The 13,411-nt window shown below is 51.1% G+C and carries 13 protein-coding genes; 8 read left to right on the forward strand and 5 right to left on the reverse strand.

What is annotated here, in order from left to right; all coding sequences use genetic code 11:
• Positions 1-132: 132 nt before the first annotated feature.
• From galU to N7E60_RS01720, 3 genes are all read right to left on the reverse strand, one after another.
• The gene (gene galU / locus N7E60_RS01710) at positions 133-993 is read right to left on the reverse strand and encodes a UTP--glucose-1-phosphate uridylyltransferase GalU (protein ID WP_069588192.1); all 861 of its coding nucleotides are present in this window, start codon (positions 991-993) and stop codon (positions 133-135) included.
• A gap of 262 nt (positions 994-1,255) precedes the next feature.
• Positions 1,256-2,209, reverse strand: a complete 954-nt coding sequence (locus N7E60_RS01715) for a DHH family phosphoesterase (RefSeq protein WP_269597959.1) — start codon at positions 2,207-2,209, stop codon at positions 1,256-1,258.
• 65 nt (positions 2,210-2,274) lie between these two features.
• Positions 2,275-2,976 carry a LuxR C-terminal-related transcriptional regulator gene (locus N7E60_RS01720; RefSeq protein WP_069588187.1) on the reverse strand — a complete coding sequence of 234 codons (702 nt, stop codon included), beginning with the start codon at positions 2,974-2,976 and terminating at the stop codon, positions 2,275-2,277.
• Positions 2,977-3,261: 285 nt separating this feature from the next.
• Here N7E60_RS01720 and N7E60_RS01725 point away from each other — a divergent pair, with 285 nt between their 5' ends.
• Positions 3,262-3,804, forward strand: coding sequence for a single-stranded DNA-binding protein (locus tag N7E60_RS01725; protein ID WP_069588185.1), 543 nt, complete (start codon positions 3,262-3,264; stop codon positions 3,802-3,804).
• Positions 3,805-3,867: 63 nt separating this feature from the next.
• Here N7E60_RS01725 and N7E60_RS01730 read toward each other — a convergent pair whose 3' ends face one another.
• Both N7E60_RS01730 and N7E60_RS01735 read right to left on the reverse strand, forming a co-directional pair.
• Positions 3,868-5,025, reverse strand: a complete 1,158-nt coding sequence (locus N7E60_RS01730; RefSeq protein WP_269597961.1) for an alpha-hydroxy acid oxidase — start codon at positions 5,023-5,025, stop codon at positions 3,868-3,870.
• Positions 5,026-5,172: 147 nt separating this feature from the next.
• Positions 5,173-6,060, reverse strand: a complete 888-nt coding sequence (locus tag N7E60_RS01735) for a LysR family transcriptional regulator (protein WP_077479477.1) — start codon at positions 6,058-6,060, stop codon at positions 5,173-5,175.
• 121 nt (positions 6,061-6,181) lie between these two features.
• On the opposite strand from N7E60_RS01735, the gene csrD reads away from it, so the two are divergent.
• From csrD to rng, 7 genes are all read left to right on the forward strand, one after another.
• Complete coding sequence (gene csrD, locus N7E60_RS01740; RefSeq protein ID WP_269597962.1) at positions 6,182-8,161, forward strand: RNase E specificity factor CsrD; 1,980 nt, start codon at positions 6,182-6,184, stop codon at positions 8,159-8,161.
• Positions 8,158-8,667 (forward strand): hypothetical protein, encoded by a 510-nt coding sequence (locus N7E60_RS01745; protein WP_077456336.1) that lies wholly within the window; start codon positions 8,158-8,160, stop codon positions 8,665-8,667. The genes csrD and N7E60_RS01745 overlap by 4 nt, the downstream gene beginning before the upstream one ends.
• A gap of 184 nt (positions 8,668-8,851) precedes the next feature.
• Positions 8,852-9,895, forward strand: a complete 1,044-nt coding sequence (locus tag N7E60_RS01750) for a rod shape-determining protein (RefSeq protein ID WP_069588176.1) — start codon at positions 8,852-8,854, stop codon at positions 9,893-9,895.
• 33 nt (positions 9,896-9,928) lie between these two features.
• Complete coding sequence (gene mreC, locus N7E60_RS01755) at positions 9,929-10,837, forward strand: rod shape-determining protein MreC (protein ID WP_069588174.1); 909 nt, start codon at positions 9,929-9,931, stop codon at positions 10,835-10,837.
• Complete coding sequence (mreD, locus tag N7E60_RS01760) at positions 10,837-11,325, forward strand: rod shape-determining protein MreD (protein ID WP_069588172.1); 489 nt, start codon at positions 10,837-10,839, stop codon at positions 11,323-11,325. The genes mreC and mreD overlap by 1 nt, the downstream gene beginning before the upstream one ends.
• Before the next feature lie 6 nt (positions 11,326-11,331).
• Positions 11,332-11,901, forward strand: coding sequence for a Maf family protein (locus N7E60_RS01765; RefSeq protein WP_096630698.1), 570 nt, complete (start codon positions 11,332-11,334; stop codon positions 11,899-11,901).
• Positions 11,902-11,938: 37 nt separating this feature from the next.
• Positions 11,939-13,408, forward strand: a complete 1,470-nt coding sequence (gene rng, locus N7E60_RS01770) for a ribonuclease G (protein WP_069588168.1) — start codon at positions 11,939-11,941, stop codon at positions 13,406-13,408.
• Positions 13,409-13,411: the final 3 nt, after the last annotated feature.

Below are 13,411 nucleotides of genomic sequence, written 5' to 3' on the forward strand. Positions count from 1 at the left end.
AGCTCACTTATTGGTCACCGGTGCCCAGTATCGCACAGACGGCGCTGTGACCAAACAAAAAAGGCTGTATATTTACACAGCCTTTTGCCAAGGTGGAAAGTCCTTACGTCGAGACGCAACGCAGAGCGGGGGTTACGGGTTTTTAACCGTGGCTTCGTCTTTGTTTTTGCCGCCTAAGTAGAGGTTTTGATAGCAATGATTAGTGGCTTCGATAAAGCCTTCCACGCTGCCACAGTCAAAGCGCTCCCCTTTAAATTTATAGGCCAACACACATCCGGCTTGCGCTTGCTTGAGCAAGGCGTCAGTGATTTGCACTTCACCGTTTTTGCCCGGTGGTGTGTTTTCGAGCAGTTCAAAAATATCAGGGGTTAAAATATAACGGCCGATAATGGCTAAATTGCTCGGCGCTGTACCCGGGTCAGGTTTTTCCACCATGTTGTCTACGCGGAAAAGGTCGTCTTTGATCTCTTGCCCGGAAATAACCCCGTATTTATGGGTCTCATCTTCGGGTACTTCTTCCACCGCGACGATAGAACAGCGAAATTGTTTGTATAGCGCCACCATTTGTTTAAGCACGCCATGCCCCGGGTTGATACACAGGTCATCCGCCAGCACGACCGCAAATGCTTCATCACCCACCAGTTCACGACCGGTTAAAATGGCGTGTCCTAAGCCACGCATTTCATGTTGGCGAATATAGGTAAACGAGGCTTTTTCGATGGTGTTACGGATATCATCCAACAGCACTTCTTTGTTGGTGCCGCTGATCTGATGCTCCAGCTCATAGTTCTTATCGAAATGATCCATGATCGCATGCTTACCGCGACCCGTTACAATGCACATGCCGTGGATGTCTGCTTCAAGTGCTTCATCAACACCGTACTCAATCAATGGTTTATTGACGACAGGCATCATCTCTTTGGGCATGGACTTGGTCGCGGGTAGAAAGCGCGTACCATAACCGGCGGCGGGGAACAGACATTTGTTAATCATCTTGGATCCTTTATTCGTCACTGATGTGGCCATACAGGCCGCAGCGTGATTTACGTGAATGGCAATCAAATACACCATCCACAGCAATAGGTTGGGCATTATTTTGCTGGGCGACGCGCAGGGAAGCAAGCCGCGATCGCTCCAGTATAGCGAAACGCACGGCCTCACTCATCGCTCACCCAGACTCTGACGACATGAATATGCGTTAGTTCACACTCTTTACCCATGCTCACGCGAGACAGAGATAAGAGGCTGAGCAAACTTACGGGTAGTGGCGACTGAAAGCCGATACAAAGTCGGATAGCTTTGTTTGTGGCAAGGCATTGATTCCAGCCGCGCCTTCTCGCCCTCCGCCAGTGGCAAATTGTTGTGCGAGAGCCACTGCGCCTAGGGGACGGTTTAAGGGGGCGCGAATGCTAACCATCCAGTCTCCATCCGGTGTTGGCGTTAATACCGCGTGAGCTTTATCGGGCGATTGGTTGGCAAGCTGATTGCCGAACATGCCGCTGATACGCCGCGCCCAAGGCGCATTGGGTAGTAGATAGACGGCACCACCGGCATAGTCATACTCGGCAGTAAGTTGTTCTGCATGAGCACGATCGGTTTGGTATCCCTCCGCGAGCGCCATCACGATATCTGGATAGGCTTGCATAAAGTCGTCAGGCGTTTCAAATCCGGCAATGTGGCGATAAAGCACTGCAGGCGGCATAAGTAGATCATCCAAACTGGCACCATAACTGTTGTAGTTTAGATACACCCCTAAGCGCTGTAGGCGGTCGCGCGTGGCGGTATCGATCTCGCTTTGCTTCACTAGGGCGTCAGCACTGCGGTTCAGGTTGTCACCGTACGCGCCCACGAGCGCCCAATGACGATATTGGCCACCGAGTAGGGCGTCAATAATCAGTGCGGTACAGGTATTCGATGCAGTATGAATGTGCGCATCCAATAACGGCGAGGTCGGAAGCGGCCCACTGTCATGGTGGTCTGCATAAAAAACGCTGGCTCCCGCCTGCAATAAGGCCTCTAAGGCAGGACGATTTTTTGCCATCGAGATATCAAACACATTGACCTGTTCGGTCTCAACTGGGACGTGTTGCAACAACGCAATATCCCGCTTCACACCAGTGATAAGGGTGGTGTTTTGAGGATAAGCGAGGCGCCACTGTACCAGTGCGGTTAGCCCGTCGGCATCGCCATTAAAAACATCAAAGGCCATTTGCGACTTCCTTATTGCAAAAACGGCGCGAGTGCGCCGTTGGGATCGGGAGGATGTATTCGCGATTAATCATCGTAACTGTCAGGACCGAGTTCGAGCCCGACCGATCCGATTAACGATAAGTTGTTTTTCGCCCAAAAAACAGCTTGTACGCGATTTTTTACATTTATCTTTTTGAAAACATTATACAAATGCGATTTAACCGTGTGCTCGCTGACCGCAAGCGCATTGGCAATATCTTGATTCGATGCGCCTGTGACCAGATGCCGTAAGATTTCTTGCTCACGGTTGGTGAGCACGATGGCTTGTTCATCGATAGTTTGCTGATAATGCTGTTGATAGTAGTGAATCAGCGCAGCCATTTTGTGGCGGGGGAGCCAATATTCTCCCGAGAACATCTTCTCAACGCCGTAGCACAGATGGCTTAGCTCATCGTCTTTCTTAAATACCCCTTTAATAAAGGGCCAGCTTGCCAATTCCTTCGCGGTAAGATCATGGGCATTGAGGAGAGCAAACACATGCTGATCAGCATACGGTGTGAGTGCATGTTTAAGACGCTCGGTGGCGGTGTCGTCAAAGGCACTTAAATCAATCAGGACTAACCCAGAACGCTCGGTAAGCTTTTCGTGAATCGTATCTGGACTCACGAGTTCAACGGTGCCGCGGATTTCTTTTTCTAAACACGCGATCAATGCAGAGACAGACATGCTGGGCTGAGAGATGAGAAGCAGTGTGTAAGAATCGGACGTAGTTTCTGCCTTGCTCATAAAGTTCCTACTTATCTGACGTAAAGCGTGCTCACCGATGTGCGTATTATTGCATAATTCAGCGCAGAGAGGCGCTCACGCGGGGACTTTATTCAGTCTAAACTATTTTTGTTGTCTACGTATATGTAAGCGTATGACCGTTCTTAGGTTCGCAGCGTGAATACAGAATCTGGAACTAGATCGCGTGGAAAAGCATCGAACCTCTTTGACGCTCGTGCTAGACTTCGTGTTTATTTATCCAGTAGGCGAAAATGTTTTCGCGTGTAACAAGAGTGGGAGTCACCTATGGCCAGCCGTGGCATAAACAAAGTCATCTTGATTGGTAATTTGGGCAATGATCCGGAAATCCGTTATCTCCCGAACGGTGGTGCAGTGGCGAACTTAAGCCTAGCGACCTCGGAGTCATGGCGCGACAAGAGCACTGGCGAGATGCGTGAAAAAACCGAATGGCATCGCGTGGTCCTGTTTGGTAAGACCGCAGAAGTGGCTGGCGAGTATTTGCGTAAGGGCTCGCAAGTTTATATTGAAGGGCAGCTGCAAACGCGCAAATGGCAAGATCAAAGTGGTCAAGACCGCTACTCAACAGAAGTAGTGGTACAAGGCTTTAACGGCAGCATGCAAATGCTTGGTGGCCGTGCCGGACCAGGCCAAGGTCAGCCAATGCAGCAGTCGCAGCAGCAAGGTGGATGGGGTCAGCCTCAACAGCCACAAAACAACTTCAACCAGCAGCCGCCTCAGCAGCAAGCCGCGCCGCAATCTCAGCCGCAATCGCAACCTCAGCAGCAGTACAACGATCTGCCTGACTTTGACGACGATATTCCGTTCTAAAAAACGGTTTACTCGACAAGCGATAAGCCCCGTTGTTACGGGGCTTTTCTTTATCTGATGAACTTAAACACCGGGTCCGGCTTTGAGGAAATGTGGCAGTTGTGTCGGCGTTGGACACTTTAACTGCCCCATGACTTGCGTCATTTGCTGTTTGAGCATTTCAATCGCGTGCTCGCCACCATGATGCCCCACGGCGCCGCACGCATAAACAAAGGTACGGCCCAGCAAGGTAAAGTCGGCTCCCATGGCCATCGCCTGCGCAACGTTGCCACCGCTTTGTACGCCGCTGTCTAGCAACAGCTTAATTTTATCCCCATAGGCCTTGTCGATAGCCCGAATGGTATCGAGCGGCGATTCGCCGATATCTAACTGACGGCCTCCATGGTTGGATAGCACCACCCCATCAGCACCTAGGGCAACGGCCTGAGCGACGTCTTCAGGATTGACCAGTCCTTTGAGAATCAAGGGGCCATCCCAGTTGTCACGGATCACTTTCAGGCTTTCAAAATCCACTGCACCCATCACGGTATTGTTCATAAAGTTTGCCAACTCGCTGGTGGGCATGTTCTTCGGCATGTAGGGTTTGAGGGTTTGCATTTCCGGTACCCCCGCCAGCAAGGTATGCCAACACCAGCTTGGACATTGCATCATTTGTGCAATATTGCGTAGGTTCATTTTGGGTGGCATGGCTAAGCCGTTTTTGATGTCACGAGGGCGATAACCAAAGGTTGGTACATCGACGGTGACGAGGAGAACCTTGTAGCCTGCACGCTTAATGCGGCCCATCAGATCTTCGCGGATCTTGGCATCGGTTGGGTTATAGAGCTGATACCACGCGGTGCCCTCAGAAATGTCGGCAATGGTTTCAAGACTTGCCGACGACACTGTGCTGAGCACGTAGGGAACATTGGCTTCCAGTGCGGCTTTGGCAAGAATTTCAGGCGCTTTAGGCCACATCAAGCCTTGTAAGCCAACAGGCGCAATGCCAAAGGGCGCGGCATAGCGGTGGCCGAAGAGCTCAACGGATAAATCAATGTCAGGGGTGGGAGCCAAAAGATCAGACTGTAGCTTGACGTCTTCAAAGCGATCAAAATTATGAGCGAGACCGATTTCGTCGTGGCATCCACCACATAAATAATCAAAGGCAAAGGCGGGAATACGCTTTTTGGCCGCACGTTTGAGTGCCGGTGTGTCGGGATAGTTAGGATTGTAGTAAGACATGGATCTCGCGTCCGTTTTGTGAGGTGAGTAAAGACCCTTACCTTAGCGCGGCAGTTGTTATCGATATATAGACAAAAAATAAAATACTTTTTCCAAAATCGCGCAAAGCCGCGCATGCGCTATCGCTTTTTAAGCCGTGGCATTCCCTTAGATATACAAGTTCTTAACTTTTTGCTTGATAAAATCGATAAATAATTTGGTCTTGGTATGGTTATAGTCCAACTTTGGATAGTAGGCATAGGCAGATGTGCGGGGCTGTTTCAGGGTTGGTAAAACGGGGACCAGTAACCCTTGATCGAGCTCTTTTTGGACGGTGCCAGCGCCGCCAAGAATGATCCCCATCCCGATCACAGCCGCGCTCACTAGCGCTTCAGGGTTGGGAGAGACAAAGTTGCCAGATAACTGCAAGCGCGTTCCGTCCTCAAAAACACGTTCTTGAGGTTGGTGTGAATTGCCATATAGCAATACGTTGTGCTCGGTCAGTTGCGTTGGTGAGGTGATCGGCGCGTGACGAGCGAGGTAGCTGGGGGCGGCGAAAAAACCGGGCTGAAAATCAAATAGCTTGGCCGCGATGTAGCTGGCTGAGTTGAAGTAGTCGAGCTCTCGACTGATCACCACATCTAAATTCAGATCGGGCAATTGGCCGGGGGTCAGCGTAGTCAGTTCGACTTTGATTTTCGGATAGATCTCAAGAAACTCAGCAATAAAGTTGACCAAAAAGCGGTTCCCTGTCACCAATGGCGCACCGATACGCAGGATGCCACTGACTTCGCCAAACGTGGATGCGGTCTCGCTGACCAGCTGTTGCCAATCGTCCACCCACGCTTTGGCGCGTTGATAAAACAGATCGCCAGCATCTGTCATGGACAGGCTTCGGGTGGTGCGCTTTAACAGCTGCACGCCCAGTTGGCTCTCAAGCCAGCTTAACCGCTTTGACAGTGCAGAACTTGAGGTGTGTAACTTGGTGGCGGCTTGTGCCAAAGAGCCTTGTTCAACCACACAGATAAAGCTTTGTGTGCAGGTAATCCAGTCCATGAAACCTCTTAATAGTGGAAAAGGTGATAACCAATCGTCAGACAAGCATTCACATTATGATAACCAAGCCTGATAATACCGACTACTCGACCATCAAGGCGACCTGAATCAGCAGAGAATCATGGAAAGAACAGCCAACGCCATCAAAGTTAGCGGCATGAAGCTTACCAATCGATTAGTGGCGTTTGTCACCCTGATTGTGGTGTGTGCCATTTTTGTCTTATTTATCGGTGGGGCAATTAGCTTTCGTCAATTAGGTATCGATTTTATCTCACACTATGTGGATGGCATGGTGGAGGTGATCGATCAGGAAATGGCCACCGAGCAACGGGACAACCAGTATTTTTCACGTTGGCTGCCTAAAATGCTCAAGGCGAGTGATGTCACCTCGCTGACCATCTACTCCGATGCGGGCATCCTTTATCAGTACGAGCAAATTCATTATCAAGCCCCGACCACGCAACAAGCGATTACCCGAGACATTCCGCTGGCGAATAACCCCGGCTTTGCTGTGAAGCTGACCTTTGTGCCCCCGTATGCCGAGTTTGCCTACTCCATTGGGCCGCTGTCGTCACTTTCAGCGGCCATTTTGGTGATTGTGCTGGGCTTGGCGTGGGGGATCCAATGGTTACGCCGACAGCTTTATGGCAGTGAGGTCTTGGAGCAGCGAGGGCGCTTAATCTTAGCTGGCAGGCTTGATGAAGCGCAACATGGCGATACTCACGAGTGGCCGATCCCTGCCAGTGCCGCATTGACGCAATTAATCGAGGAATTGAAAGAAGCTCGCCAAGAGCGAAGTCGCTTTGATACCTTTATTCGCACTAATACCTTCCTTGATCAGCTGACTGGAGCGGCGAACCGAGTCATGTTTGATAACCGCTTGCACACGTTAGCCAGCGATGATGCGAGCCAAGGTAGCTTGATTTTAGTGCGTGTCGCCGACTGGGAAGACTTGCTTGAACAGCAGGGGCAAGAAGGCGCTGATGCGCTGATTCAAGGCATGGGCAGTGTGTTATCGAATGCGATCCAACGTTTTCCTGATGCGGTACTGGCTCGCTACTTTGCCTCGGATTTTGCCATTCTGTTGGTTAACCAAGCTGGGGAAGAAGTCCATCCCTTTTTGTCTCAACTTACCAACGCACTTAACAAGCTTAGCCCGCCAGATACGCTGGATGCCGACAACTGGTTCCATATGGGCATGACCTCATTTGGGGCGGGAGAGCGCCGAGGTCGCTTGATGGATGAAGCCGAGCGTGCTCTGCGAGCGGCCCAACTGGAAGGGCATAGCGGCTGGTCGCAATTTGACAAAGACATTCGCCGCTTAGACAAACGCGGCAGTGTGCGCTGGCGTACGCTGTTGGAATCGGTGATGGCGGGGGAAGGACCGATGCTGTATCGCCAACCTGTCTATGCGCGGGATGGCAAAACCCGTCTTCACTATGAACTTTTAGGTCGGATCAAAGACGAAAATGGCAAGGTGTTAAAAGCCTCTCGATTCTGGCCTGGGGTCGAGTTGGTCGGTATGGATGTGGTGTTTGATAAAGCGACGGTGAGCCGTGCGCTGTGGTGGTTAAAAACCGCTGATCATATCGACAATTATGCTATAAATGTAAGTGTTCACTCACTTTGCCAACGCGAATTTGTGATTTGGTTGCGTGATGCGTTATTGCAAACACCCCGAAGTATCCTCAATCGTTTGTTGGTGGAAGTGTCTGAAGGTGCCTTAGTGGCGCAATTTGACGCGGCGCGCCCTTGTTTGAGAATGATAGCCGCGTTAGGGTGCCGACTCGTGGTCGACCAAGCTGGTCGAACAGTAGTGAGCACTCACTATGTAAAAGATATTCAGCCAGCGTATATCAAGTTACATCGTAGCTTAGTGCGTAATATTCATCAGCGCCCTGAAAACCAATTGTACTTACGCAGTATGCTGGGGGCGTGTGAAGCTACTACCACCGACGTCTTGGCAGTAGGTGTGGAAACGGACCTAGAGTGGCAGGTGGTCAAAGAGCTGGGCGTCGTGGGGGGGCAAGGGCGCTTACTCGGTGCGGAAATGTCGCCTCATCCTGCGCAAAAGAAACGCCGCCGCTGGGGGAAACGATGACAACAGAGGAGAATCAAGTGAATCGTAAGCAACAGGCAGGGAGAACATGGCTCGAATTTATTCTTCTGTTGTGTACCTTAGGTTTGCTTGTGGTTGTTGCGGTGCCCAAATTCTATGATTATGAGGCGGACGCGAACGTAACGGCGTTAAAAGGGCTAAAAAGCGCCATTGATAATGTGATGGTACAGACCTATGAACAAGCGCAAGCCTCGAATATCGCGGATCAGCCTCGCGGAACGTTGACGGTCGAAGGCGTCACCATTGATGTGCAGTTTGGGTATCCTGTAGCCAATGACTTACCGCAATTGATTGGTGTACTTAAAGAAGAAGAGCGCTGGCTGCCCAAGCCGCATGACAGCCAAGCCGGCGTCGATTACGTGTGGATGTATCATGATAATCCCGCACCGTCTTGTTACCTCAGTTACTATGAAGCAACACCGACACAGCATGCGAAGACCGAATTAGTCATCCGTCCCTCTTGCCAAGAGGCACCGATGTCGCAATAGCAAAGTGGACAAAATAGGAAGCTGGCATGTTTTTCGATGAAAAAATCATCAAAATGACAGCGCAATGAAAAAAAACTCAGATCTCATTCAGGTTTACAGCGCCGTATCTTGCCGCTTACCGTGCGCGTTGATACATTTAGCTCAATTTGTCTGATTTCACAGCTTGCAGGATTAACCGACCATCATGTTTAAGAAACTTCGCGGGATGTTTTCCAACGATCTATCGATTGACTTGGGAACCGCCAATACGCTGATTTACGTAAAAGGACAAGGCATTGTTCTTGATGAGCCTTCTGTTGTTGCCATTCGCCAAGACAGAGCGGGTTCGCCAAAAAGTGTGGCTGCTGTGGGTCACGACGCCAAACAAATGCTGGGTCGTACGCCTGGAAACATTGCGGCCATTCGCCCGATGAAAGATGGTGTGATTGCCGACTTTTACGTGACTGAGAAAATGCTGCAGCACTTTATCAAATCGGTACACGATCACAGCTATATGCGCCCAAGCCCGCGTGTGCTGGTCGCTGTTCCTTGTGGTTCGACCCAAGTTGAACGCCGTGCGATTCGTGAGTCAGCACTCGGTGCGGGTGCTCGTGAAGTGTATTTGATTGACGAGCCAATGGCGGCGGCGATCGGTGCAGGCCTGCCGGTCTCAGAAGCCACAGGTTCGATGGTGATCGATATCGGCGGTGGTACCACTGAAGTGGCTGTGATCTCGCTAAATGGTGTGGTGTACTCTTCATCGGTGCGTATCGGTGGTGACCGTTTTGACGAATCCATCATCAACTACGTGCGCCGTAACTACGGTAGCTTGATTGGTGAAGCGACGGCAGAGCGCATCAAGCATGAAATTGGCTCGGCATATCCGGGCGATGAAGTGCGTGAGATTGAAGTGCGTGGTCGTAACCTCGCTGAAGGGGTGCCGCGTAGCTTTACCCTGAACTCGAATGAAATTCTTGAAGCGCTGCAAGAGCCGCTGACCGGAATTGTTTCAGCCGTGATGGTCGCGCTAGAACAATGTCCACCTGAGCTAGCGTCTGACATCTCTGAGCGCGGTATGGTGATCACAGGCGGTGGTGCGCTGCTGCGTGATTTGGACCGTTTGCTGACGGAAGAAACCGGCATCCCTGTGGTGGTGGCAGAAGATCCATTGACCTGCGTGGCCCGCGGTGGCGGTAAAGCGCTTGAAATGATTGACATGCACGGCGGCGACCTCTTTAGCGAAGACTAAGGTGATCGTGCCAACAAACAGGTTGTTTTCATCATGAAACCTATGTTTGGCAGAGGCCCGTCTCTGCAACTACGCCTGTTTTTCGCTCTCTTACTATCAGTCAGCCTTATGCTGGCTGATAGTCGTCTTGACGCCTTTGCTGGCGTTCGCTATTTCCTCAATACACTGGTTGCACCGTTGCAATATGCGTCGAACGTTCCAAGGGACACGCTAGATGCGTTGGTGACGCAGTTTCAATCTCACCGGCGTCTAGTGGCCGAAAATGAGGCGCTGCGTACGCAAGTATTGCGTCTTGAAAGTGATCAGTTGTTGTTAGCGCAAACAGAGCGCGAAAACCAACGCTTACGGGAGTTACTCGGCTCGCCGTTTGTTCGCGATGAGCGAAAAATGGTCGCTGAGGTTATGGCGGTCGACTCCGATCCCTATAAACATCAAGTGATGCTGGATAAAGGGCGCACCAATGGTGTTTACGAAGGCCAACCGGTGATCAATGAACACGGTGTGGTGGGGCAAATTGCCTATGTGGGCGCGCACAATAGCCGGGTGCTGCTATTAACCGATCCTACCCACGCGATTCCTGTGCAGGTAATGCGCAATGATATTCGAGTGATTGCTTCCGGGCGGGGTTCGACAGCGTATATCGGCTTGGACAACATTCCGAGCAGTACCGATATTAAGGTCGGTGACAAGCTGGTCACGTCGGGATTGGGCGGTGTTTTTCCGGAAGGTTATCCGGTGGGCACGGTGACGGAGTTTTCGTTTGACAACAAACGGCCATTTGCTCAGGTCAAGGCAACGCCGGCGGTGAAATTTGATCGTCTCCGGTATTTGCTGTTGGTCTGGCCGACGCCTGAGCAAGCGGATCCTGAGCAAGATAGCGAACAAGCAGGCTCTCAACCCGAGGATGCCGTGGCATCTAACGAAAAAGGAGAGTCGCAATAGTGGCAAATTCAATATTTCGCGGCCATCTGGTGATTTGGCTGACTTTTATTGCTGCGCTTATCTTACAAGCAGCGCCTTGGCCTGGCGAACTCGCGCCTTTTCGACCATCGTGGGTGTTGCTGGTGACCTTCTACTGGGTGTTGGCTTTGCCGCACCGGGTCAATGTTGGCACGGCACTCGTGCTGGGCTTGCTGTGGGACCTGATGTTAGGGTCAACATTAGGGGTGCGCGGTTTAATGATGGCGATCTTGGTCTATCTTGTCGCGCTCAACTTTCAACTTTTGCGCAACATGTCTTACTGGCAACAAGCGTTGCTACTGTCGCTGTTAACCCTCGCGGGAAAGTTGATCGAGTTCTGGGCGGAGTACCTCGTCTCTGACGTACAGTTTAATCCAGAGCAGCTCTGGGCAGGTGTGCTTAACTTTATACTGTGGCCTTGGCTTTTCTTGCTGCTCCGCCGGGTGCGTCGTCGTTTTGCAATTCGTTAGAGGGATATCATGAGCATTGATTTATATCTGGCCTCAGGCTCACCGCGACGCCAAGCGTTGTTGACCGATATGGGCATCAACTTTTCGCGGGTAGTGGTGGATGTTGAAGAACAGCAAAAAGCCGGTGAATCGCCTTATGCTTATGTGTCTCGTTTATCACAAGACAAAGCACGTGCGGGAGTCGCAAAGACCGGTGGTCATTTACCTGTATTAGGCGCCGATACGATCGTCGTCGATGGCGAGCAGGTACTGGAAAAACCGCGCGATGAAGCGGATGGGGCGCGTATGCTCAAACAGCTATCTGGCCGTGAGCATCAAGTGATGACGGCGGTGACCGTTGCCAATGCGATGAAGCAAGTGACCACTGTGGTGACGACACGGGTGTGGTTTCGTGAGTTGACCGATGACGATATTCGCGCGTATTGGCAATCGAAAGAACCTATGGATAAAGCGGGCGGATACGCCATTCAAGGCCTTGGCGGCAAGTTTGTCACCCGTATCGACGGCAGTTATCACGCGGTCGTTGGTTTGCCATTGTATGAAACCGAGCAACTGCTCAAGCAATTTATGGCCTGATCAATCGTCAGGCCCCTTTTGAGATGTCGGGGAAACCATGAGTGCGGAACTGTTAATCAATGTCACACCTAGCGAGACGCGGGTGGCGATGATCGAAGGTGGCAACCTTCAAGAAATCCATATTGAGCGAGAAGCGAAGCGCGGCATCGTAGGCAATATCTACAAAGGGAAAGTGAGTCGTGTCTTGCCTGGGATGCAGGCAGCCTTTGTCGATATTGGCTTAGATAAAGCGGCTTTTTTGCACGCCTCGGATATCGTGCCGCACACTGAGTGTGTCTCTGAGAATGAGAAGCAGCAATTTCAAGTGCGCGATATTTCTGAATTGGTACGCCAAGGACAAGACATTGTGGTTCAGGTGGTCAAAGACCCCTTGGGCACCAAAGGCGCTCGTCTGACCACGGACATCACTCTGCCGTCGCGGTATCTGGTCTTTATGCCGGGCGCGTCGCATGTTGGCGTGTCACAGCGTATCGAAAGTGAAGAGGAGCGCAGTCGTCTAAAACGTATTGTCAGTGACTATTGCGATGAGTTGGGCGGCTTTATTATCCGTACCGCGGCTGAAGGCGCGACGGATAAAGAAATGGCGCAAGATGCAGCCTTTCTAAAACGGTTGTGGAAGAAGGTCTTAGAGCGGCGCGCACGGTATAAATCAAAATCCATGCTCTATGGTGAGTTGGCATTAGCGCAGCGCATTGTGCGTGATTTTGTTGGCACCGAGCTGGATTTGATTCGGGTCGACTCTCGTCAAGCATATGATACATTGGAAGAATTCACCTCTGAATTTGTCCCCGAGCTTGCCGGCAAGCTTGCTTACTACGATGGTCAGCAACCGATTTTTGATATGTACGACACCGAAAACGAAATCCAGCGCTCGTTGGAACGTAAGGTGGAGTTGAAGTCGGGGGGCTATTTGATCATTGATCAAACCGAGGCCATGACCACCATCGATATCAATACCGGGGCCTTTGTTGGGCGCCGTAACCTTGATGAGACTATTTTTAATACTAATGTTGAAGCGACACGGGCCATTGCTCGTCAACTGCGTCTGCGTAATTTGGGCGGTATTATTATCATCGATTTTATCGATATGAGTACCGACGAACACCGCCGCCGCGTGTTGCACTCGCTGGAACAAGCGTTAAGTCATGATCGAGTAAAAACCAACATTAATGGCTTTACCCAACTCGGCTTAGTGGAAATGACCCGCAAACGCACGCGCGAAAGTATTGAACATGTGCTGTGTGGCGAGTGTCCAACGTGTGAAGGCCGAGGCTCGGTGAAAACGGTAGAAACCGTCTGCTATGAAGTGCTAAGAGAAATCACTCGGGTGAACCGTGCCTATGATGCCGACAAATTTGTGGTATATGCCTCGCCTGCTGTGGTGGAAGCTTTGGTAGAAGAGGACTCCCACTTAGTCGCAGAGCTTGAAGTCTTTATTGGCAAGCAAGTAAAGGTGAAATCCGAGCCTTTGTATACCCAAGAGCAGTTTGACGTAGTAATGATGTAATCC

Origin of the sequence: Salinivibrio proteolyticus (assembly GCF_027286365.1) — a bacterium.
Lineage (GTDB): Bacteria > Pseudomonadota > Gammaproteobacteria > Enterobacterales > Vibrionaceae > Salinivibrio > Salinivibrio proteolyticus.

Excerpts from the sequence above, each read along its gene's own strand:
- galU (WP_069588192.1), bottom strand. The coding sequence starts at position 993 with ATGATTAACAAATGTCTGTTCCCCGCCGCCGGTTATGGTACGCGCTTT.
- N7E60_RS01715 (WP_269597959.1), bottom strand. The coding sequence starts at position 2,209 with ATGGCCTTTGATGTTTTTAATGGCGATGCCGACGGGCTAACCGCACTG.
- N7E60_RS01720 (WP_069588187.1), bottom strand. The coding sequence starts at position 2,976 with ATGAGCAAGGCAGAAACTACGTCCGATTCTTACACACTGCTTCTCATC.
- N7E60_RS01725 (WP_069588185.1), top strand. The coding sequence starts at position 3,262 with ATGGCCAGCCGTGGCATAAACAAAGTCATCTTGATTGGTAATTTGGGC.
- N7E60_RS01730 (WP_269597961.1), bottom strand. The coding sequence starts at position 5,025 with ATGTCTTACTACAATCCTAACTATCCCGACACACCGGCACTCAAACGT.
- N7E60_RS01735 (WP_077479477.1), bottom strand. The coding sequence starts at position 6,060 with ATGGACTGGATTACCTGCACACAAAGCTTTATCTGTGTGGTTGAACAA.
- csrD (WP_269597962.1), top strand. The coding sequence starts at position 6,182 with ATGGAAAGAACAGCCAACGCCATCAAAGTTAGCGGCATGAAGCTTACC.
- N7E60_RS01745 (WP_077456336.1), top strand. The coding sequence starts at position 8,158 with ATGACAACAGAGGAGAATCAAGTGAATCGTAAGCAACAGGCAGGGAGA.
- N7E60_RS01750 (WP_069588176.1), top strand. The coding sequence starts at position 8,852 with ATGTTTAAGAAACTTCGCGGGATGTTTTCCAACGATCTATCGATTGAC.
- mreC (WP_069588174.1), top strand. The coding sequence starts at position 9,929 with ATGAAACCTATGTTTGGCAGAGGCCCGTCTCTGCAACTACGCCTGTTT.
- rng (WP_069588168.1), top strand. The coding sequence starts at position 11,939 with ATGAGTGCGGAACTGTTAATCAATGTCACACCTAGCGAGACGCGGGTG.